The 20487-nt window shown below is 73.7% G+C and carries 16 protein-coding genes; 6 read left to right on the top strand and 10 right to left on the bottom strand.

Features of this window, described 5'->3' with window-relative positions; all coding sequences use genetic code 11:
* The first annotated feature begins 62 nt into the window (after window positions 1–62).
* Window positions 63–3593 (top strand): bifunctional glycosyltransferase/CDP-glycerol:glycerophosphate glycerophosphotransferase, encoded by a 3531-nt coding sequence (locus tag OHA34_RS28370; protein ID WP_329519436.1) that lies wholly within the window; start codon window positions 63–65, stop codon window positions 3591–3593.
* A 68-nt stretch (window positions 3594–3661) separates the two neighbouring features.
* The gene (locus OHA34_RS28365) at window positions 3662–3940 is read left to right on the top strand and encodes a hypothetical protein (protein ID WP_329519435.1); all 279 of its coding nucleotides are present in this window, start codon (window positions 3662–3664) and stop codon (window positions 3938–3940) included.
* Window positions 3941–3970: 30 nt separating this feature from the next.
* On the opposite strand, the gene OHA34_RS28360 is transcribed toward OHA34_RS28365, so the two are convergent.
* Window positions 3971–4882 (bottom strand): helix-turn-helix domain-containing protein, encoded by a 912-nt coding sequence (locus OHA34_RS28360; protein ID WP_329519434.1) that lies wholly within the window; start codon window positions 4880–4882, stop codon window positions 3971–3973.
* Window positions 4883–5151: 269 nt separating this feature from the next.
* Here OHA34_RS28360 and OHA34_RS28355 point away from each other — a divergent pair, with 269 nt between their 5' ends.
* A complete protein-coding gene (locus OHA34_RS28355) occupies window positions 5152–5508 on the top strand; it encodes a YciI family protein (protein WP_285938381.1) in 357 nt (118 codons plus the stop codon).
* 169 nt (window positions 5509–5677) lie between these two features.
* A complete protein-coding gene (locus OHA34_RS28350) occupies window positions 5678–6886 on the top strand; it encodes an RNA polymerase sigma factor (protein ID WP_285938630.1) in 1209 nt (402 codons plus the stop codon).
* Here the strand turns inward: OHA34_RS28350 and OHA34_RS28345 are convergent.
* Entirely contained in the window at window positions 6880–8070 is a 1191-nt protein-coding gene (locus OHA34_RS28345; protein ID WP_329519432.1) for an FAD-dependent monooxygenase, read from the bottom strand. The two genes, OHA34_RS28350 and OHA34_RS28345, sit on opposite strands and share 7 nt — an antisense overlap.
* Before the next feature lie 134 nt (window positions 8071–8204).
* Window positions 8205–8783 (bottom strand): TetR/AcrR family transcriptional regulator, encoded by a 579-nt coding sequence (locus tag OHA34_RS28340; protein WP_285938384.1) that lies wholly within the window; start codon window positions 8781–8783, stop codon window positions 8205–8207.
* A gap of 200 nt (window positions 8784–8983) precedes the next feature.
* Between OHA34_RS28340 and OHA34_RS28335 the strand changes: the two genes are divergently transcribed.
* A complete protein-coding gene (locus OHA34_RS28335; protein WP_329519431.1) occupies window positions 8984–10486 on the top strand; it encodes an MDR family MFS transporter in 1503 nt (500 codons plus the stop codon).
* 19 nt (window positions 10487–10505) lie between these two features.
* Here the strand turns inward: OHA34_RS28335 and OHA34_RS28330 are convergent, their stop codons facing one another.
* From OHA34_RS28330 to OHA34_RS28310, 5 genes are all read right to left on the bottom strand, one after another.
* On the bottom strand, window positions 10506–11861 hold the full coding sequence (locus tag OHA34_RS28330) for an NAD(P)/FAD-dependent oxidoreductase (RefSeq protein ID WP_329519430.1): 1356 nt from the start codon (window positions 11859–11861) through the stop codon (window positions 10506–10508).
* Entirely contained in the window at window positions 11858–13297 is a 1440-nt protein-coding gene (locus OHA34_RS28325) for an NAD(P)/FAD-dependent oxidoreductase (protein WP_329519429.1), read from the bottom strand. The genes OHA34_RS28330 and OHA34_RS28325 overlap by 4 nt, the downstream gene beginning before the upstream one ends.
* Window positions 13294–14754 (bottom strand): FGGY family carbohydrate kinase, encoded by a 1461-nt coding sequence (locus OHA34_RS28320; RefSeq protein ID WP_329519428.1) that lies wholly within the window; start codon window positions 14752–14754, stop codon window positions 13294–13296. Before OHA34_RS28320 ends, OHA34_RS28325 begins: the two co-directional genes overlap by 4 nt.
* The gene (locus OHA34_RS28315; RefSeq protein WP_329519427.1) at window positions 14751–16298 is read right to left on the bottom strand and encodes an amino acid permease; all 1548 of its coding nucleotides are present in this window, start codon (window positions 16296–16298) and stop codon (window positions 14751–14753) included. Before OHA34_RS28315 ends, OHA34_RS28320 begins: the two co-directional genes overlap by 4 nt.
* Before the next feature lie 74 nt (window positions 16299–16372).
* The gene (locus tag OHA34_RS28310) at window positions 16373–17137 is read right to left on the bottom strand and encodes a DeoR/GlpR family DNA-binding transcription regulator (protein ID WP_285938391.1); all 765 of its coding nucleotides are present in this window, start codon (window positions 17135–17137) and stop codon (window positions 16373–16375) included.
* A gap of 120 nt (window positions 17138–17257) precedes the next feature.
* On the opposite strand from OHA34_RS28310, the gene OHA34_RS28305 reads away from it, so the two are divergent.
* Entirely contained in the window at window positions 17258–18220 is a 963-nt protein-coding gene (locus OHA34_RS28305) for a threonine/serine dehydratase (RefSeq protein WP_329519426.1), read from the top strand.
* On the opposite strand, the gene add is transcribed toward OHA34_RS28305, so the two are convergent.
* Both add and OHA34_RS28295 read right to left on the bottom strand, forming a co-directional pair.
* A complete protein-coding gene (add, locus tag OHA34_RS28300) occupies window positions 18221–19228 on the bottom strand; it encodes an adenosine deaminase (protein ID WP_329519425.1) in 1008 nt (335 codons plus the stop codon).
* Window positions 19229–19295: 67 nt separating this feature from the next.
* Window positions 19296–20471 carry a DUF6493 family protein gene (locus OHA34_RS28295; RefSeq protein ID WP_329519424.1) on the bottom strand — a complete coding sequence of 392 codons (1176 nt, stop codon included), beginning with the start codon at window positions 20469–20471 and terminating at the stop codon, window positions 19296–19298.
* Window positions 20472–20487 lie beyond the last annotated feature (16 nt).

Raw genomic sequence — 20487 nt, 5'->3', positions numbered from 1 at the left:
GAAGAAAGATCGGGACTTCGGACAACTCTCTTTGACCCCTTCGTCAGAGAGGCCCCGCACATATGACGCAGCCCCCTGTATCTCCCCCGAAGCTCAGCGTCATCGTTCCCTTCCACGACCTGGAGGAGTACCTCGGAGCGTGCCTGGAGTCGTTGGCGGGGCAGACGCTGCGCGACTTCGAAGTGATCATGGTGGACGACGGTTCCACCGACGGCGGCGCCGTCATCGCCAAGCGGTACGCGGCGCGGGACCCGCGCTTCACGCTGGTGCAGCAGGAGGGCCAGGGGCCGGGACCGGCCCGCAACACCGGCATCGAGCACGCGCGCGGGGAGTACCTGGCGTTCGCCGACGGTGACGACGTGCTGGCCCCGTACGCGTACGAGCTGATGGTCGGCTCCCTGGAGAAGACCGGCTCCGATCTCGTCTCGGGGAACGTGCGCCGGTTCGACGCGGCCAAGAGCTGGCCGTGCTGGCTGCACCACGAGGCGTGCGCGACGACCCGGACGCGGACGCACATCAGCCGCGACCCCGGCCTGTTGCAGGACCGGACGGTGTGGAACAAGGTGTTCCGGCGGTCGTTCTGGGACCGGCACAAGCTGGTCTACCCGCACATGCTGTACGAGGACCCGCCCGTGATGATCGCGGCGCATGTGCTGGCCGACTCGGTGGACGTGCTGTCGAACACCGTCTACTACTGGCGGCGGCGGGAAGGGTCGATCACCCGGCGCCGCGACGAGCTGGCGAACCTGACCGACCGGATGGAGTCGGTGCGGATGGTGCAGACCTTCCTCGCCGAGCGCGCGCCCGCGCTCAAGAAGACCTACGACCGGTACGCGCTGGACGTGGACCTGGGGATCCTCACCGAGAGCCTGGCGGGCGCCGACGAGGCCGAGCAGGGGCGGATCCTCGACATGGGGGTGGAGTGCCTGGGCCGGTCCGAGCCGGAGGCACTCCGGGACCTCCCGGTGAACCGGAGGCTGCGCTTCCACCTGCTCGGGCGGCGGATGCTCCCCGAACTGCTGGAGGTGCTCCAGTTCGAGAAGACCGGGGCCAAGAGCGTGCGCATGGTGTGCCGCGGGCGGCTGCGCAAGCGGTGGTACGCCGAGTACCCCTTCTTCGACGACCCGTCCACGAAGGTTCCCCTCGACGTCTACCAGGTCTCCGAAGAGCTCAAATTATGGACTCAGGTCGACGAGGTGCGCTGGCAGGACGGCATGCTCCGCCTTGAGGGGCACGCCAACTTCGAGCGCCTCCAGGTCGCCCGGCCGAGCGACCTGGAGCTGAAGATCTGGCTCCAGAACGATCGCGGCGGCCGGGTGTCCCTCGACGTGGAGCGCGTCCTGCGCCCGGACGTCACGGCCGATTCGTCCCAGGGCGCGGTCAGCTACGACTGGTCGGGGTTCGTCGTCACGGTCGATCCGGCCCGGTTGAAGCGGAACGGCGGGAAGTCGTCCACCTGGCGCCTGCACGCCGAGGCCGCCGTCACGGGGCTCAAGCGCGCCCAGAAGGTCGCCGGCCCCGCCGCGGCCCGCGCCAAGTGGCCGCACGCCCATCAGGTGGACGGGCGCACCCGGATCCAGCCGGTGACGGGCCCGGACGGATTCATCGTCCAGGTCCGCCGCGAGGACGTCACCGTGACCGGGCACCGCCAGGTCGACGGGCACCTCGAACTCCAGGGGGTGCTGGCCCGTGATCCGGGCGGCGAGGTGAGCGTGCGGGCGTCGCGGCTGCACGCGTCCGGCGACACCGGCCACGCCGTGCAGGGGCCGGTGACCCTCGTCCCCGGCTCCGACGGCACCGTCGCCTTCACCGCCCGACTGCCGCTGGACCGCCTGGTCTCCGACCCCGACGGCCCGAACGGGCTCACCGGAACGGTCCCGGTCCGGGACGGCGTCGACTGGGACGTCCACCTGTCCGTCGCGGGCCGCCTCGTCAAGCCGGCCGTGCCCAGCGACTTCCGGGAGGACCGCTACCGGGTCCCGGGACGGGAGTTCTCCCTCACCCGCACCCGCTACGGGAACCTGCGCGCGGTGGAGCGGGCCCGGCGGCCCGTCGTCACCGCGGTGCGCTGGGAGTCCGGCGGCCGGCTGCTCCTCACCGGGGAGCACTGCGACCCGGACGACCGGCCCGGCCGGCTGATGCTCCGGCGCCGCCGCTCCAGCGAGACCCATGACGTCCACCTGACGTGGGACGGCGACCGGTTCACCGCCGAGATCCGTCCCGGCGCCATCGAGGTGTTCGGCGCCGGACGCGCCCTGGGCAGCGGGGTGTGGGAACTCCTCAGCCCGACGGGCACGGACGGCGAGGTCCTGGTGGGCGTGGAACGCGGCGCCATGGCCGCGCTGCCGGCGCCCCGCGCGGCGGGCGCGCACTGGGTGAGCGTGGACGCCCACCAGATCGACGCGCTGCTGCTGCGCGTCCGCGTGGCCCACCCCGACGAGGACCGCGGCGCCTACAACCAGCGCCGCGTCCAGGAGGTCGACTACCCGGCGCTGCGCCGGGGACCGCTGCGCGAGACGGTGGTGTTCGACTCCTATGCCGGGAACCAGTACTCCTGCAACCCCCGCGCCCTGTACGAGCACCTTCAGCGCCTGCGGCCCGACCTGGAGTGCGTGTGGGCCTCGTCCGACGGACGGTTCACCGTGCCCGGCGACGGGCGCGTGGTCCTGTACAACAGCCGCGAGCACTATGAGGCCCTCGCCCAGTCCCGCTACATCGTCGGGAACTTCGGGATCCCCTCCTGGTTCGTCAAGCGCGACGAGCAGACCTACCTGCAAACCTGGCACGGCACCCCGCTCAAGCGGCTCGCCTTCGACCTGGCCGACATGTCCTACCGGCGCACCGAGTCACTGGACTGGATGGACCGCGAGGTCCCCGCCTGGGACGCGCTGGTCTCCCCCAACCCGTTCACCACCCCGATCATGCGGCGGGCGTTCCGCTACGACGGCGAGATCCTCGAGACCGGATATCCCCGCAACGACATCCTGCACAGCCCCGACCGTGTCCAGATCGCCGCCCGGGTACGGGCGAGGCTGGGCATCCCCGCGGGCAAGCGGGTCGTGCTGTACGCGCCGACGTGGCGCGACGACCACCATCTCGCCCCCGGCAAGCGCGGCTTCACGCTCGAACTCGACCTGGAGCGGGCGCGCGCCGCGCTGGGCGAGGACCACGTGATCCTGATCCGCACCCACTACCTGATCAGCGACCGGTCCTGGGCCCGCTCGGACGGGTCGGTCATCGACGTCTCGCACTACCCCGACATCGCGGAGCTCTACCTCGTCGCCGACGCCCTGGTCACCGACTACTCGTCGGCCATGTTCGACTTCGCCGCGACCGGCAAGCCCCAGCTCTTCTTCACCTACGACCTGGCCGCCTACCGCGACCACGTCCGCGGCTTCTATCTCGACTTCGAGCAGGAGGCGCCCGGCCCGCTGCTCAGCACCTCCGCCGAGGTCATCGACTCGATCGCGCGGCTCGACGACATCGCCGCCGACTACACCGGCGCCTACCGGGCCTTCACGGCCAAGTACTGCCCCCACGACGACGGACGGGCGTCAGAACGGCTGATCGAGCGCGTCTTCGGCCCGTCGTGACCGCCGCACCCGCCCCCGTTCCGACGGGTCCCCTACCCGGCACCGCACGCAAGCAGGAGGAAGTTCACGTGACCGACCCCGAGGCCCCCACCAGATCCGCCGAAGAGGAAGTGCGGCGCCTCAGGGCCGAGAACCTTCTCCTCCAGGACCAGATCGAGCAGCTCTGGCGGAGCCTGAAGAGCAGGGACCGCGAACTCCGGGTCCTCGGCGACTCCCTCGGCTGCCGCCTCGAACGAGCGGTCGCGGGCGTCGACCAGGACGTCCGGAGCTGGCTCCGCACCCGTCTCAACGTCGGGAACGGCGCGGCGCGCGCCCGCGACCACGACCCTTCGCGGGCCGGGGCGTAGGCCGGGATCGTCGGCGCCGGGGCGCGCGGATCAGGTCTCGTCGAGGATGCGCTGGAGCAGGGCCGGGGTCGCGGTGGGCGGCTCGGCCTGCACCCCCAGCCGGTCGAGGACGTCGCGGTAGCGGATGACCTCGGCGGCGCGGTCGGGGTAGATCGCGCCGGCGATCTGCTCCAGGTAGACCACGTCCGGAAGGGACGGCTCGGCGAACCGCAGCATCGTCATCGACCCGCCCTCGGCGGCGTGCCCGCCCGAGCTGAACGGCAGGATCTGCACGGTGACGTGCGGCCGGGCGGCCTCCTCGACCAGGTGCCGGAGCTGCGCGCGCATCACGGCCGGGCCGCCGACGGTGCGGCGGAGCGCGGCCTCGTCGAGCACCGCCCACAGCCTGACCGGGCCGGGACGCTCGAGGATGCGGCGGCGGCGCGCGCGCAGCTCGACGCGGCGGTCGATCTCGTCCTCGCCCGCCTCGGGATGGCCGGCCCGGATCAGCGCGCGGGCGTAGTCGTCGGTCTGGAGCAGCCCGGGGACGAACTGCACGTCGTAGACCCGGATGATCTCGGCGCCCTGCTCCAGCCCGAGGAACGGCTCGAACCAGCTCGGCACCACGTCGGCGAAGCGCTGCCACCAGCCGGGCGCGTTGGCCTGCTCGGCCAGCTCCAGCAGCGGGTCGCGCAGGCCCGGATCGGCGACGCCGTACAGCGTGAGCAGGTCGGCGACGTCGCGCTCCTTGAACCCGACCCGGCCCAGCTCCATCCGGCTGATCTTGGAGTGCGAGGCCCGGATCTCGTACCCCGCGGCGTCGGTGGAGATGCCGGCGGCCTCGCGGAGCCGGCGGAGCTGCGCGCCCACCAGCATCCGCAGCACCGTCGGGCCCGCCTGCTCGGCGCCCTGCGCCGCGGTGATCCCGACGGACGCGGCGGCTCCGGGTGATGGGTCTGTCACAGGACGCCTCCCAGGGCGCAACTCGCTCATGCCGTCCAGGCAAAGCTACTCGTCCCCACCAGGATCCCCAACGGACCCGGACCGCCCGGGCAGGGGAACTCTCTCCGGACGGCCACATCCCCCGCCCGCCTCCACCCCGCTGACCGGCCAGGACGGCGGGACTGAGAATTTCTCGGAAAAAAGGTCGTCCGCGTTGTCGATCCGGGCGTCCTTCGTTCGACGCGTGAGCAGAGGCCGGACCACGGCGCTCGCGGAGCGAAGGAGACACGATGCGGTTCCTGATGATGACCACCGACGACGGTTCGGCCGCCGGAGGTCTTCCGGACGAGGCGATGATGGCCGAGATGGGGCGCTTCGTCGAGGAGATGTCCCGGTCCGGGGCGCTGCTCGCCACCGGGGGGCTCGACCCGAAGGCCACCCACCTCTCCGCGTCCGGCGGGAAGGTCACCGTCACCGACGGCCCGTTCACCGAGGCCAAGGAGGCCGTGGTGGGGTTCGCGCTCATCGAGGTGGCGTCCAAGGCGGAGGCCGTCGAGCTGTCCACCCGGTTCTGGCAGATCATCGGGAACGGCGCGGGCGTGATCCAGCAGGTGTTCGGCCCGGAGGACCCCTTCCCCGGCCAGTGACCCGCCGGCGCCCGGCGGGCGGCCCGCCGGCACCGGCTTGCGCGCGGCGGCCGGTGGTGCTCTGATCGGCTCCGTGACGGATGCCCGAGTGGAACGCGCCGCGGTGCAAGGCACGATCGACGCGGTCTGGCGGCTCGAATCGGCCCGGATCATCGCCGGCCTCGCGCGGATGCTGCGCGACGTCGGCCTCGCCGAGGAGCTGGCGCAGGACGCGCTGGTCACCGCGCTCGAACAGTGGCCCGAGTCAGGCGTCCCGGACAATCCGGGCGCCTGGCTCATGGCCGTCGCCAAGCGCCGCGCGATCGACCGGATCCGCCGCGAGCGGCGGCTCGAGCACAAGCTGGAGGAGCTCGGGCACGGCCTGGCGGACGGCGCGGAGCCGGCCGAGTACGCGGCCGTCCTCGACGAGGACGACATCGGCGACGACCTGCTGCGGCTGGTGTTCACCGCGTGCCATCCGGTGCTGCCGACCCCGGCCCGGGTGGCGCTGACCCTGCGCCTGCTCGGCGGGCTGACCACCGAGGAGATCGCGCGGGCGTTCCTGGTGGCCGAGCCGACCGTCGCGCAGCGGATCGTCCGGGCCAAGCGGACGCTGGCGGAGGCGGGCGTCCCGTTCGAGGTGCCGGCCGGGGACGACCGGGCCGGGCGGCTCGCCTCGGTGCTGGAGGTCGTCTACCTGATCTTCAACGAGGGGTACGCGGCGACCACCGGCGACGACTGGGTCCGGGCCGACCTGTGCCTGGAGGCGCTGCGGCTCGGCCGCGTCCTCGCCGGGCTCGCCCCCGCTGAGCCCGAGGTGCACGGCCTGGTCGCGCTGATGGAGATCCAGGCGTCCCGCACCCGCGCCCGCACCGCGCCGTCCGGCGAGCCCGTCCCGATCCGCGAGCAGAACCGCGCGCTCTGGGACCGGCTGCTCATCCAGCGCGGCTTCGCCGCGCTCCTGCGCGCGGAGCGGGCCGCAGCGCCCGCCGCCGCGCCGGCCCCCGGGCCGTACGTGCTCCAGGCCGCGATCGCCGCCTGCCATGCGCAGGCCCGCACCGCGGACGACACCGACTGGGAACGCATCGCGGGACTGTACGAGCTCCTCGCCCGGACCGCGCCGTCGCCCGTCGTCGAGCTGAACCGCGCGGTCGCGCTCGGCATGGCGTACGGGCCGGAGCGGGGCCTCGCCCTCGTCGACGCCCTGGCCGGGGAGCCCGCGCTCAAGGGCTACCACCTGCTGCCCGGCGTGCGCGGCGACCTGCTCGCCCGGCTGGGCCGGTTCGGCGAGGCCCGGACGGAGTTCGAGCGCGCCGCGGACCTGACCCGCAACGCCCCCGAGCGCCGGGTGCTGCTGGAGCGGGCGGCGTCCTGCGCCCGCTCCGGCGCGGCTCAGTAGTCCTTGACGGCGATCGCCCCGCCCGCCTCGCCGAAGTCGCTGAAGTCGTGCTCCGCCGCGGCGTGCTCCGCCTCCTCCGCATCGCCCATCTCGGCGGCGGTCTGCGCCTCCACCCGCGCCTGGTTGGTCAGCGCGAGCTGCTGGTTGGCCGCGACGTACTCGCGCAGCTCGGCCTCGTACGCGGCGAACGCCTTGACGTGGTCGCCGCCCGCCGCCTTCAGCTCGCCCGCCAGCACGTACGCGCCGACCATCGCCATGCTGGTGCCCTGGCCCGAGAGCGGCGAGCCGCAGTAGCCCGCGTCGCCGAGCAGTGCGACCCGGCCGCGCGACCAGGAGTCCAGGTGGATCTGCGCCATCTCGTCGAAGTGGAAGTCGGGCGCGTTCCACATGTACTCGATCAGCCGCGGGATCTCCCAGCCGCTGCGCCCGTCGAACCGCGATGCCATGATCCGCTTCTGCTCGGCGACGTCGCGGTAGTCGTACTCCAGCGGCTCCTCGGTCTGGAAGCCCAGGTAGACGCGGACCTCGGTGTTGCCGCGCACCGCCATCACGCCGCCGCCCCAGTCGCTGTCCGCGACCTGGTGGAAGATCTGCCAGCGGTCCAGGTCCAGGTGGTTCGGCGCGGTCCAGACCCCGAGGTAGGTGCCGAGGTGGGTGATGAAGTCCTCCTCGGGGCCGAACACCAGGCGGCGGGTGTTGGAGTGCAGCCCGTCGGCGCCGACCACCAGGTCGAACCGGCGGGACGAGCCGCCGCGGAAGGTGACCTGCACCCCGTCCTCGTCCTGGGCGATGGCCGCGATCGAGTCCCCGTAGAGGTACTCGACGCCGTCGCCGGCCGCGCGGGTCAGGATCCCGGCCAGGTCGTCGCGGAGGAGCTCCACGTCCGGGCTGGCCAGGTCGCCGCCGGTGATGGTGTGCTCCTCGGAGCGGTACAGCTCGTTGCCCTCGCCGTCCACCATCGACATCCCGCGCATGTCGACGCTCGCGTCCCGGATCTCCTGGAGCACGCCCATCCGCTCGGCCACCTCCAGCGCCGGGCCGCGCACGTCGATCGCCTGGCCGCCGAGGAGCGGGCCGGACGCCAGCTCCACGACCGTCACGTTGAAGCCGTACCGGTCCAGCCAGTACGCGAGCGCGGGACCGGCGACGCTGGCGCCGGAGATGAGGATGTCGGGGTTGTTCATCTGAGCCTCTCCTTTGACCGTCCACCGGGATCGCCCCGGTGATGAAGAGACTGCTCGGGCGCGCTGACCGGGCACGCACCGAACGCTGACCGGACGCGCACGGCCCGGGACGGAGGCGCGGGTGGGGCGAGGCGCTACTCGGCCTCGGGCTCGATCGCCGCCAGGAGGTCCCCGGCGACCTGGAGGAGCGCGGCGCGCTTCTCCCCCGGATCGCCCTCGGTCTCGGCCATCGCAAACGTGCCGAACGAGATCGTGAAGATCGCGCTCATCACCCTGGCCCGGTCGACCATGCTCGCCTCGGGCGCGGAGATGAGGCCGCCCAGGGTGGCGAGCTGGTCGCGGAACCAGTCGCCGGACTCGCGCTTGCGCAGCGCGGCCTGGTTCTCCTGGAGGAAGCGGAAGATCCGCCTGCCCTCGTCGAGCACGGCGTGGAGGCGGCGCAGCAGCTCCACCCTGGTCTCCAGCGTGCGGGGCCGCCCGGCGCCCCAGGCGAGGATCTCGTCGACGGACGCGCGGACACCCCCGACCAGCGCCCCGACGATCTCCTCCTTGGTCTTGAAGTGGTAGTAGAGCGCGGCCTTGGTGACGTCCAGCCGCTCGGCGATCTCGCGGAGCGAGGTCTGGTCGTAGCCGCGTTCGAGGAAGAGCTCCAGGGCGACGTCCTGGATCCGCTGCCTGGTGTCCTTGCGGCGCCGCCGCGGTCTGGCGTCCACGTCGCTCCCCCTCCCGGTCGCCGGAGTCCCACGCTATCGCGTCCAACTTACTTGACGACCGGCTAGTTAGCGCCTTACCGTCGTCTCGCTAACTAGCCGGGCGGCAAGTAAGTTACCGAGCGGAGACGACCCCCATGACCACGACCTCGCCCCCTTCCCCACCTGGAACACCACCGCCGGACGACACTCCGCCGGAAGCCGTGCCGCAGGCGCGGAACCTGTACGTCGTGATCGGCGCGGTGCTGATCGCGATGCTGCTCGCCTCGCTCGACAACCTGATCCTCGGCACCGCGATGCCGAGCATCGTGGGCGAGCTCGGCGGGCTCGACCACCTGTCCTGGGTGGTGACCGCCTACACCCTCGCCACCGCCGTCTCCACCCCCGTCTGGGGCAAGGCCGGCGACATGTACGGGCGCAAGGGCGCCTTCCTGGCCTCGATCGTGATCTTCCTGGCCGGGTCCGCGCTGGCCGGGCTCTCGCAGGACATGACCCAGCTGGTCGCGTTCCGCGCGGTCCAGGGCCTCGGCGCAGGCGGGCTGATGGTCGGCGCGCTGGCCATCATCAGCAGCCTGGTGCCGCCCCGCGAGATGGGCCGGTACCAGGGGATGATCGCGGGCACGATGGGGCTGGCGATGATCGGCGGGCCGCTGGCCGGCGGCGCGATCACCGACCATCTCGGCTGGCGCTGGTGCTTCTACCTCAACCTGCCGCTCGGCATCGTCGCCCTGGTCATGGTCGGGCTGGTGCTGCACCTGCCCAAGCTGCGCGCCACGGCCCGGATCGACTACGCCGGGGTGGCCGCGCTGGCCACCACGATCACCTCGATCGTGCTGATCACCACCTGGGGCGGCGGGCAGTACGGCTGGACGTCCCCGGCGATCCTCGGCCTGGGCGCGCTCGCCGCGGTGGCGTTCGGCGCGTTCCTGGCCGCCGAGCGCCGGGTGGCCGAACCGGTGCTGCCGCTCGGGCTGTTCCGCAGCGCCAACTTCTCGCTGGTCACGGTGATCGCGTTCCTGCTCGGCTTCGGGATGTTCGGCGCGATGACGTTCCTGCCGCTGTTCCAGCAGACCGTGCAGGGCGCGTCGGCGTCCAGCGCGGGGATGCTCGGGATGCCGATGTTCCTGGCGATGGTGGCCGTCAACCTCGTCGCCGGGCCGGTCATCACCCGGACCGGCCGCTACAAGGTGTTCCTCGTCGCCGGCGGCGCGCTGCTCGCGACCGGGCTGGTGCTGCTGTCCACGATGGACACCGGCACCACCCGGCTCACCACCGGCCTGTACATGGTGCTGCTGGGCGCCGGGATGGGCTGCCTGATGCAGACCACGCTGATCGTCGCGCTCCAGAGCGTCGAGCCGAAGGACCTCGGCGTCGCGTCGTCCACCGCCACCCTCGGCCGGACGATCGGCGGCTCGATCGGGGCGTCGGTCGTCGGCGCGCTGTTCGCCGGCCGGGTGCAGGAGATCATGGCCGAGCGCGCCGGGACGGGCGGCGCCACCGGCGGGTCGGCGCAGCTCGACCCGGCCGCGCTGCGGAAGCTGCCCGCCGCGGCGCGGGACGCCTACGAGCACGCGGTCGCGGGCGGTACGCACCAGGCGTTCCTGGTCGCCGCCGGGTTCGGCCTGCTGGCGTTCGTGCTGGCCTGGTTCGTGAAGGAAGTGCCGCTCCGCGACCGCGCCCCGGCTCCCCCTCCGGACGAGGGGTGAGCCGGGGCGCGGGTCAGGACTACCTCAGGCCGACGTGGACCGGGCCGCCGTGCGGGTCGACCGACCTGACCATGGACCACGGCACCCGGAACACCCGTCCCGGCGACGCGGGCCAGGGCACGGTGCGGCGGGCGAGCACCCGCCCGTCCTGGCGCAGGACGACCCGGGGGACGCGGACCAGCTCGTCGGTCCACAGCAGCAGCCGCCCGCGCGCGGGGGCCGGGTCGCCGGGACGGAGCAGTCCCGGCGCCACCCACCGGAACGGGGCGTCGGCGACGAACCGGACGCCGTCCGGGCTCGGCTCGCGGCCCGCGAGGAAGGCCAGCACCTCGCCGGCGACGTGCCGTCCGTCCAGCGCCGCGATGTCGGCGGTGTCGACCGGGTGCAGCACGTTGCCGGCGGCGAACACGCCGGGGCGGCTGGTGCGCAGCGCGGTGTCGACGAGCGGCCCGCGGGTGCCGGGGTCGATCTCCAGGCCCGCCGACCGGGCCAGCTCGTGGTCGGGGATCCAGTCTCCGGTGAGGACGAGGGTGTCGCACTCGACGGTGCGGCGCCGCCCGGTCGCCAGGTCCTCGATCTCGACGGCCTCGAGCCGCTTGTGCCCGCCGACGCCGGACCCGACGCCGGACCCGCTGCCGTCTGACCCGGTGCCGCCGGACCCGATGATCCGGGTGAGGCGGGTGCGGGTCGCGACCGGGACGCCGAGCAGCGCCCGGCCCGGCAGGTTGAACGCGGCGTAGGACTCCGGGGAGGGCAGCTCGGTGGTCATCAGCACCGTCCGGCAGCCCGCCTCGCGCAGCGTGAGCACCGCCGACCAGCTCACCAGCTCGGCGCCCACGACCACCGCGCGGGTGCCGGGTGCGCCGTGGTGCAGGTGGACCAGGTTCTGGAGGTGGCCGGTGGTGTAGACGCCGGCCGGGCGGTCGCCGGGGATCTTGCGGGCCGGACGGGGCCGCTCGCGGGCCCCGGTCGCGAGCACGACGGCGCGGGCGTCCACCCGCAGCCGCCCCTGCGGCGAGGTGACCTCCAGCGAGCGGTCCCCCGCCCAGCCGGTGACGGTGGCCCCGGTGCGGACGGCCGCGCCCGCGATGACGGCGGCGTCCGCGAGCCGCCGCGCGTACGCGGGCCCGGTCATGACGCGGCGCAGGTCGCGCAGGCCGTAACCGGTGTGGTCGCTGTGCCTGGGGATGCCCCCGGCCTCGCGCTCCCGGTCGAGGACGAGCACCTGCCCGTCCAGGCGCGGGGCCAGCTCGGCGGCGGCGGTGAGCCCGGCCGGGCCGGCGCCGACGATGACCACGTCCGGCGTGAGCACGGCGGGCTCTACGGTCCCGGTGGTTCCAGGGGTTCCGGGGGTCTCCGGGGTTCGGGCGGTCATCGGCGGGCCTCCTCGGCGTCGCGGTCGCCTGCTTGGCAGGGACGGTCCGCGCAGGGACGGACGGCGGCGGCGCGGGTCGCGACCAGCTCGCCGACCTCGGCGCCGCAGTAGAAGCCCTGGCAGCGGCCGTTCATCGCGCGGGTGCGGCGGCGCAGGCCGTCCACCCCGGCGGGCGGCAGCGGCGAGTCGAACGCGTCGCGGATCTCGCCCGCGGTGACCCGCTCGCAAAAGCACACCACCCGTCCGTACTCGGGGTCGCGCGCGATCAGCCCGGCGTCCTGGTAGGGCCGCCGGTCCGCCTCGCCGATGTTGGGCATGCGCGGCGGCGCGGGCAGGTCGTCGCGCGGCTCCAGGACCAGGCCCGCCTCGCCGATCAGCGCGCGGACGTGCTCGGCGATCGCCATCCCGGCGGTGAGGCCGGTGGAGCGGATGCCGCCGACCAGCAGGTACCGGGCGTCCGCGTCGGCGTCGATGAGGAAGTCGCCGTGGTCGATGGCCGCGCGCAACCCGGCGTAACTGGCGGTGACCTCCTCTTCCAGCAGCCTCGGCATCAGCCGTCCGCCCTTGGAGAGCAGGAACGCGAAGCCGTCCTCGGAGGTGCCGGTGGCGGTGCGGTCGGCGAGGTCCTCGGCGGTCGGGCCGAGCATCACGTTCCCGTAGATGGTCGGGCTGACCAGCACACCCTTGCCGCGCGAGGTCGGCACCGGCAGGACGATCCGGTCGACCAGCGGGCGGGCCAGCTTGTCGTAGACGAAGAGCTCGCCGCGGCGGGGCGTGACGGTGAACCGGTCGTGCCCGAACAGCCGGTCGATCACGTCGGCGCCGAGCCCGGCCGCGTTGACGATCCAGCGGCCCCGGACGTCGCCGCCGGTGGTGCGCAGCAGGGTGCCCGACGCGTCCGGCTGGACGGCGGTGACGCGGTGGCCGAGCTGCACCCGCGCGCCGCGCGCCTTGGCGTCGGTCGCCAGGGCCAGCGTGGTCGTCCAGGTGCAGATGATCGACTCGTCCGGGACGGTCAGGCCGCCGAGGACCCCGTCGCCGAGCGCGGGCACCTGCCGGTAGACCTCGTCCGCGCCGACGAGCTCGCAGCGCTCGTAGCCGTTGGCGGCGGCCTTGTCGCGCAGGCCCGGCAGGGCCTCGAGCTCCTCCTGGGTCCACGCGACGAGCAGCGCGCCGGTGCGCTCGACCGGGATCCCGGTCGAGGCGGCGTAACCCGACAGCAGCTCGTAGCCGCGCCGGACGAGCCGCGCCTCCAGGGTGCCGGGCTTGGCGTCGAAGCCGGTGTGCAGGATGGCGGTGTTGGCCTTGCTGGTGCCGTCGCCCACATCGTCGCGGGCGTCCAGCAGCGCGACCGAGAGCCGGTGGCCCGCCAGGTCCCTGGCGATGGCCGAGCCGACGACGCCCGCGCCGATCACGACCACGTCGACATCGGTCATGCGGATCCTCCTGAGTTCGGGGCCGGCCGGGCGGGGGTCTCCCGCGGCAGGCCCAGGGACACGGCGTCGCGCCACCGGGAGCGGAACTCGGCGGCGCGTTCGGCCGTCCAGCGGGGCTCGTAGCCGGTGCTGGGCGTCCAGTCGAAGACGGCCTGCTCGATCGCGAGCTCGGGCCGTACGGCGAGCCGGGCGAGGGCGGCGGCGCCGAGCGCGGTGGCGTGCGGCGACGGGTACACCTCGATCGGCGTCTGCATCAGGTCGGCGGTGGCCTGCATCAGCGTGCGGCTGCGGGTCAGGCCGCCGTCGACGCGGAGCGCGGTCAGCGGGGCGCCGAGGTCGGCGGCGACCAGGCCGCCGAGCTCGGCCACCTGGGCCGCGATGCCCTGGAGCACCGCGAGCACCAGGTGCTCCCGTCCCGTCGACAGGGTCATGCCGGTGAACGCGGCGGTCGCGTCGGAGCGCCACCAGGGGGCCGCGAGGCCCGCCAGCGCCGGCACGCAGAGGACGCCCCCGGAGTCCGGCGCGGCGACCGTGTCCAGGTCGGCGGCCGAGCCGATGAACCCCAGGTCGCGGATCCACCGGACCGCGGACGCGGCCGTGTAGACCTGCCCGTCCACGCAGTACGGGGTGTCGCCGCGGACCCGCCAGGCCACCGAGGAGGTGAGCCCGGACGGGGACCGCAGCGCCGTCCCGCCGGTGTTGGCCAGCAGGAACGCGCCCGTCCCGAACGTGCACTTGGCGGTGCCCGGCGTCAGGCAGCCCTCGGCGAGCAGTGCCGCCTGCTGGTCGACGACCAGGCCGGCCACCGGGATCTCCGGGCCGAATGCGCGGGTCGTCCCGACGACCTCGTCGCAGGCGGCGATCCTGGGCAGCCGCTCGTCGCCGAGCCCGAACAGCCGGGCCAGCTCCGGATCCCAGTCGGCCGCGTCGAGGTCCATCAGCAGGGACCGGCTCGCGGTGGACGCGTCGGTGACGAACTCGCCGGTGAGGTGGTGCACCAGCCAGGTGTCGGTGGTGGTCACCACCCCCTCGGTGGTGAGGTTGCGGCGCAGCCACGCCATCTTCGGGGCGGTGAAGTAGGGGTCGAGCACCAGCCCGGTGCGGCGCGCGATCCAGTCCGCGTGCTCGGCCAGCTCGGCGCACAGGCCCTCGGCGCGGCGGTCCTGCCAGACGATCGCCTGCGTCAGGGGCCGTCCGGTGGCGGGGTCCCAGGCCAGGACGGTCTCGCCCTGGTTGGCGAGCGCGACCGCCTCGACCGGCCGTCCGGCCTGCTCCATCGCCCGGCGGCCCGCCTCCAGCACCGAGGCGAGCAGCTCGCCCGGGTCCTGCTCGACGCCGCCGCCCAGCAGATAGACGGGGTTGACCGGGACCTCGGCGAGACCGACCACCCCGTCCACCGGGTCGGCGACGATCGCCTTGGTGCCCGAGGTGCCCTGGTCGATGGCGAGGACGGTCACGGCTTCCCCTCCCCGGCGGGCGTCTCCATCACGGTCGTCTCCAGCACGGGCGTCTCCAGCACGGGCGTCTCCAGGTCGGGGACGCGGGTGAGCTGGGCGCGGCGGGTGGTCCACACGACGGCGAAGACCACCGCGCCGACCGCGACGGTCGCCAGCACGTAGAGCTGCGCGGCCCGGAAGTCGGACGGGATCACGAAGATCGACAGCTCCACGACCAGCCACACCACCGCGCCCACGACCACCGGGATCTCCCACTTGCCGAGCCGGAAGTCGCCCTCGGACGGGGTGTACCCGCGCCGGGTGAAGATGTAGAGCAGCACCGTCCCCGCGTACAGGATGGCGGGCATCAGGGTGCCGGCGCCGAGCAGGTCCGCCAGCGCGGTCTCGCTCTTGGAGAAGATCGCGACGATGCCCACCGAGGTCAGCGCGCACAGCACGGTGGCCCAGGTGGGTCCGCCGGTCGAGCGCGGCACCTGGCTGAGCGCGCGGGAGAACGGCAGCCGCCCGTCGCGGGCCATCGAGTGCACCAGCCGGCTGTTGCTGGTCATGATGATCAGGCCGCAGGCGAAGATCGCGATGCTCACCACGACCAGCATCGCGCTGGCCATGAAGTGCCCCACGGTGCTCTCGATCACCGCGGCGACCGGCGCCGAGCTGGCGGTCACCCCGGCCAGGTCGCCGCCCATCCCGACGGTGATCACGATCAGGAACAGCATCCCGATCACGCCGCTGATCAGGATCGCCCGGATCATCGCCCGGGGCACGACCTGCTTGGGGTTGTGCGTCTCCTCGGCCAGGTTGGCCGCCGACTCCCAGCCGACCAGGGTGAACGCGCCGAGCAGCGCCGACAGCATGAACGGCCCGAGGAAGCCGAAGTAGCCCGCGGACTTGATCTCGCCGAACGAGCCGAGGTTGCCCCACTCGCCCTTGCCGAAGAAGATCACCGCGCCGGCGATCAGCAGGGTCAGCCCGATCATCGCGACGACCTCGGCCGCCACCGCCAGGTTGTTGATCTTGGTGGCGATCGGGGTGGACCAGATGATCAGCGCCATCTGGAGCAGCAGCACGATCGCGGTGACCCCGGCCCCCTTCATCGCGGTGTACTCCAGCCCGAACAGCGGGAACAGCGCCACCTGCGCCAGCCCGTAGTCGACGGCCACCACCACGATCGCCAGGAAGGTGAAGGACACCCAGCCGAACCACCAGCCGAGCACCGGCGAGGCCAGCCGGCTCGCCCACTGGTAGCTGTACCCCGACAGCGGGATGCGGCTGGCGAGCATGCCGTACACCAGCGCGACCAGCAGGGTGCCGGCCGTCGCGATCGGCCAGGTCCAGATGCCGGCCGGGCCGCCGTAACCGAGCACCGTGCCGAAGGTGGTGAACAGCCCGGTCGTGATCGAGATGAACGAGAACGCCACCGCGAACGACTCGAAGCGGCCCAGTGTCCGCGCGAACTGCGCGGTGTAGGCGCCGTCCTCGGCGGGGGCACCGGGTCCGGCCGGCACCGCGTCACGCGGTGCCGGCTGCGTGGAAGACTGGGTCATGGGTCGGACTCCTTGCGGTCAGAGGCTGGGCTTCCGGTCCGGGCCGGGCGGCGCTGCAACGCCGCCCGGCCCGCTCATGCGGACACGATCACTCCGTCGGCGCGTTCGACGGCGAGCTGCAACCCGGGCGGGACGGGGCGGTCGGTCACCAGGCCGTCGACCTCGTCCAGCCCGCACACGCGGTGCGGCGCCAGCCGGCCGAGCTTGCCCGAGTCGGCGAGGACGAACGAGCGCAGCGAGCTGGCGATGATGACCCGCCGCACCGCCACCTCGTCCAGATGGAAGTCGGTCAGCCCGGCGCCCGCGTCGACCCCGCCCGAGCCGAGGAAGGCCACGTCGGCGCGCAGGTCGGCGAAGAACGCGGCGGTCTGCGCGCCTGAGCAGGCCAGGTCGCCGGCGCGCACCCGCCCGCCCGAGGTCAGCACTTCGACGCCGGGGCGTCCGGCCAGCTCGGCGGCCACCAGCAGCGAGCAGGTCGCCACCGTGCCGCGGAACCCGGCCGGCAGCGCCCGCGCCACCTCCACGGCGGTGGTGCCGACATCGATGATCACGGTCTGGCCGGGGCGGAGCAGCGCGGCGGCGGCGCGGCCGATCGCGGCCTTGGCCTCGCCCGCGATCACGGCGCGCTCGGTGAAGGGGGCCTCCTCGCCCGAGCCGTCGGCCTTCGCGGTCGCGCCGCCGTGCACCCGCACCAGTGCGCCGCGCCGCTCCAGCACCACCAGGTCACGGCGGACGGTCTCGGCCGACACGCCGAGCAGGCGGCTCAGCTCGTCGGTGCCGACCACCCTGGTGCTGCGGAGCGCGTCGCCGATCCGGGCGTGCCGCTCAGCGGGCAACATGATTGCCCGTTGATGTGGGAACTTGACCGTCCATGGGGCTAAGTGTGGAGGGTTGTGCAATTCCGCGTCAAGAGCGCGTTAAGAACCTTTACTCTCGCCGCCTTCGGGCAGGATGCACCGGTGATCACTCGCATCGACGTCCAGGCCGCCGAGGCCCGCATCTCGGGCCGGATCCGCCGCACCCCGCTCATCGAGGCCGACCCCGCGGCGTTCGCCCCCGCCGGCGCCGAACCGGCCCGGCGGATGTGGCTGAAACTGGAGCAGACGCAGCACACCGGCTCGTTCAAGGCGCGCGGCGCGTTCAACCGCCTGCTGTCGGCCGCCGACGAGGGGCCGCTCCCCCGCGCCGGGGTCGTCGCTGCCTCCGGCGGCAACGCCGGCCTCGCCGTCGCCTACGCCGCCGCCCGGCTCGGCGTCCCCGCCGAGGTGTACGTCCCCGAGACCGCCCCGCAGATCAAGGTCGACAGGCTGCGCGCCCTCGGCGCGGCCGTCGTGCAGGTCGGCGACCGGTACGCCGAGGCGGCCGAGGCCGCCGTCGACCGCTCGACCGAGACCGGCGCGCTGTTCTGCCACCCCTACGACCAGCCGGAGATCTGCGCCGGCCAGGGCACCCTCGGCCTGGAACTCCTGGAGCAGGCGGGCGGCCAGATCGACGCGGTGCTGCTCGCGGTGGGCGGCGGCGGGCTGATGGCGGGCGTCGCCGCCGCCGTCGAAGGGCACGCCGCCGTCGTCGGCGCCGAGCCGGAGACCGCGCCGACCCTGCACGAGGCCCTGCGCGCCGGGACACCCGTGGACGTGCCGGTCTCCGGCGTCGCCGCCGACTCGCTCGGCGCGTCCAGGGTCGGCGGCATCGCCCTCGCGGTCGCCGCCCGCACCGGCGTCCGGGACGTCCTGGTGCCCGATTCGGCGATCATCGCCGCGCGCAAGCTGCTCTGGGACGAGTACCGCCTGGTCGTCGAGCACGGCACCGCTGCCGCCGTGGCCGCGCTGCGCACCGGCGCCTACCGCCCGGCCCCGGCCGCACGGATCGCGGTCGTCCTGTGCGGCGCCAACACCGACCCGTCCGACCTCGCCGCGCCCTGATCAGGGGGCGGTGGCCGTGTACTCCGCCAGCTCGGCGAGGTAGCCGTCGCGGATCGCCGGCGGCAGCCAGGCGATCTCGAACGCGTTGCGCTCCAGCCGGGCCAGCTCGTCCCGGCTCAGCCCCAGCTCGTCCCGGACGAGCTGGAGGTTCTCGGCCACGTACGCCTCGAAGTAGGCGGGATCGTCGGAGTTGATCGTGACCCGCAGGCCCAGGTCGAGCATCCGGCGGACCACCTCGGCCTTGGGCCCGTCGGTCACGAAGCCGTTGGAGACCGGGCAGACGGTGAAACCGATCCCCCGCTCCCGGGCCTTGTCGACCAGCGCCGGGTCGTCCAGCGCGTTCACGCCGTGGTCGATCCGGTCGACGCCGATGACGTCCAGGCACTGGCGGATGTGCTCGGTGGTGTTCTCCTGGTCGACGTCGCAGTGCATCGTCAGCAGGTAGCCCTCCTCCCGGGCCCGCGCGAACACCCGCTCGAACTTCACCGGCGGGTTCCCGCGCTCGTCGGAGTCGAGCCCGACGCCCGCGATCCACTCCCGGTACGGCAGCGACTCCAGCAGCGTCGCCATCGCGAAGCCGGCCTCGGAGTCGCGCAGGAAGCACATGATGAGCTGCGCCCTGATCCCCTCGCGCCGCTCCGCGTCCAGGATCGCCCGGCGCAGCCCCCGGATCACCAGGTCGAACGGCACGCCCCGCGAGGTGTGCGCCTGCGGGTCGAAGAAGATCTCCGCGTACCGGACGTTCTGCGCCGCCGCCTTCACCAGGTACGCGGTCGCCAGGTCGTAGAAGTCGGGCTCGGTCCGCAGGACGTCCATGCTCGCGTAGTAGCCGACCAGGAACGAGGTCAGGCTGTCGAAGACATAGGCCGCCCGCGCCTCCTCGGCGCTCCGGTACGGCAGCTCGATCCCGTTGCGCCGGGCGAGCTCGAACTTCAGCTCGGGCTCCAGCGTCCCCTCGATGTGCAGATGCAGCTCGCACTTGGGCAGTCCGGCGATGAACTCGTCCATGTGGGCCTCCCCCGTTCGGCGTTTCCCCACGTCACGCTACCTGAGGCCACTGTGGGACAGACCCTGGCTAGGCGGCCGGTGGGCCCGGTGGGGCGTAGCGGGCCGTCAGTTGCGCGGCCAGATCGTCCGGCAGCAGCGGGACGGCGTCGCGGAGCGCGTCGGGCGCGGTCGTGTCGGGCAGCTTGAGCGCGAGCCGGACCGCCCTGCGCCGCACGCCGGGAGAGGTGTGCCCGAACGCCCTGGCCAGCGCCGCCGCGCAGCCGTCGGCCAGCTCGGGCGACCGCCGCACCGTCGACTCCAGCCACGCCAGGCCGCCCCGGACGAGGCCGACCTCGCCGCGGAACAGCAGCCCGTCGAGCGCCTCCACCACGTACTCGGGCTTCAGGTCGGGCAGCTCGCGCAGCAGTCCGGCGGCGAGCTCGGCGACCGGGCCGGGGGCGGACGGGAGCAGCCGGACGTAGTCGCGGGCGTGGCGGCGCACGTGCCGCCGCCGCGCGTCGAGATCGGCGGGTTCGAGCAGCCGGTGCAGGCTGACGAAGAAGCGCAGGTCGGTGGCCGTCCCGCCGCGCAGGAACCGGCGGACGCAGCCGTCGAGCAGCGCGCGGCGGTCGACGGCGCCGCGGTCCGCGAGCGTGGCCAGCGTCCGCAGCCAGGAGGTGTTGCCGCGCAGCGCCCGGCCCACCCCCTCGGCCTCGAAGATCCGCGGCAGCAGCACCGGCAGCATCGGATCCTTGGCGCGGGGTGGCGCGGTCGACACCCAGCCGACGACGAGGGGATCGTGCTCGGGGGGCTCGGCGCCGGTCTCGGCGAGGAGGGCCAGCGCCAGGTCGAGGCCGATGTGCCGGGGGCTGCGCAGCCGCAGCACGAGCCGCCGCGCGAGATCGGTCCGCCACGCGTCGTCGCGGTCGTCCCACAGGTCGAGCAGGCGGCCGGTGTCGTCGTGCTCGCCCGCCCAGCGGGAGGTGAACTCCCGCCGGTTGAGCCACGCCGCGACCGCCGCCGCGCCGCCGAGGGTGCCCGCGCCCGCCGCGCGGAACGCCGCGTCGTCGCCCATGAACGGCCGCGGGCCGCGGGGTGCCGCCGATCTGAGCAGCTCGGGGAGCCTGCGGGCGACCTCGCGGCGCTCGTCGTCGTCGAGGCCGCGGACGAACTCGGCGACCCCGTCCGCGTCGTGGGCGTCGATGCGGGCGGCGGTTTCGTTCCACGCGTCGGTCAGGTCGCGCTGCTGCGTCAGGCTCGACATGCCCCGGACGCTAGGG

It is taken from the genome of Spirillospora sp. NBC_01491 (assembly GCF_036227065.1).
In the GTDB taxonomy this organism is placed as follows: Bacteria; Actinomycetota; Actinomycetes; order Streptosporangiales; family Streptosporangiaceae; genus Spirillospora; species Spirillospora xylanilytica.
The sequence above is the reverse complement of the archived record's forward strand: the minus strand, read 5'-3'. Positions and strand labels throughout refer to the sequence as shown.

Coding starts and splice junctions, on each gene's coding strand:
- OHA34_RS28370 (WP_329519436.1), top strand. CDS start 63: ATGACGCAGCCCCCTGTATCTCCCCCGAAGCTCAGCGTCATCGTTCCC.
- OHA34_RS28355 (WP_285938381.1), top strand. CDS start 5,152: ATGCGGTTCCTGATGATGACCACCGACGACGGTTCGGCCGCCGGAGGT.
- OHA34_RS28350 (WP_285938630.1), top strand. CDS start 5,678: ATGCTGCGCGACGTCGGCCTCGCCGAGGAGCTGGCGCAGGACGCGCTG.
- OHA34_RS28345 (WP_329519432.1), bottom strand. CDS start 8,070: ATGAACAACCCCGACATCCTCATCTCCGGCGCCAGCGTCGCCGGTCCC.
- OHA34_RS28330 (WP_329519430.1), bottom strand. CDS start 11,861: ATGACCGCCCGAACCCCGGAGACCCCCGGAACCCCTGGAACCACCGGG.
- OHA34_RS28325 (WP_329519429.1), bottom strand. CDS start 13,297: ATGACCGATGTCGACGTGGTCGTGATCGGCGCGGGCGTCGTCGGCTCG.
- OHA34_RS28315 (WP_329519427.1), bottom strand. CDS start 16,298: ATGACCCAGTCTTCCACGCAGCCGGCACCGCGTGACGCGGTGCCGGCC.
- OHA34_RS28310 (WP_285938391.1), bottom strand. CDS start 17,137: ATGTTGCCCGCTGAGCGGCACGCCCGGATCGGCGACGCGCTCCGCAGC.
- add (WP_329519425.1), bottom strand. CDS start 19,228: ATGGACGAGTTCATCGCCGGACTGCCCAAGTGCGAGCTGCATCTGCAC.
- OHA34_RS28295 (WP_329519424.1), bottom strand. CDS start 20,471: ATGTCGAGCCTGACGCAGCAGCGCGACCTGACCGACGCGTGGAACGAA.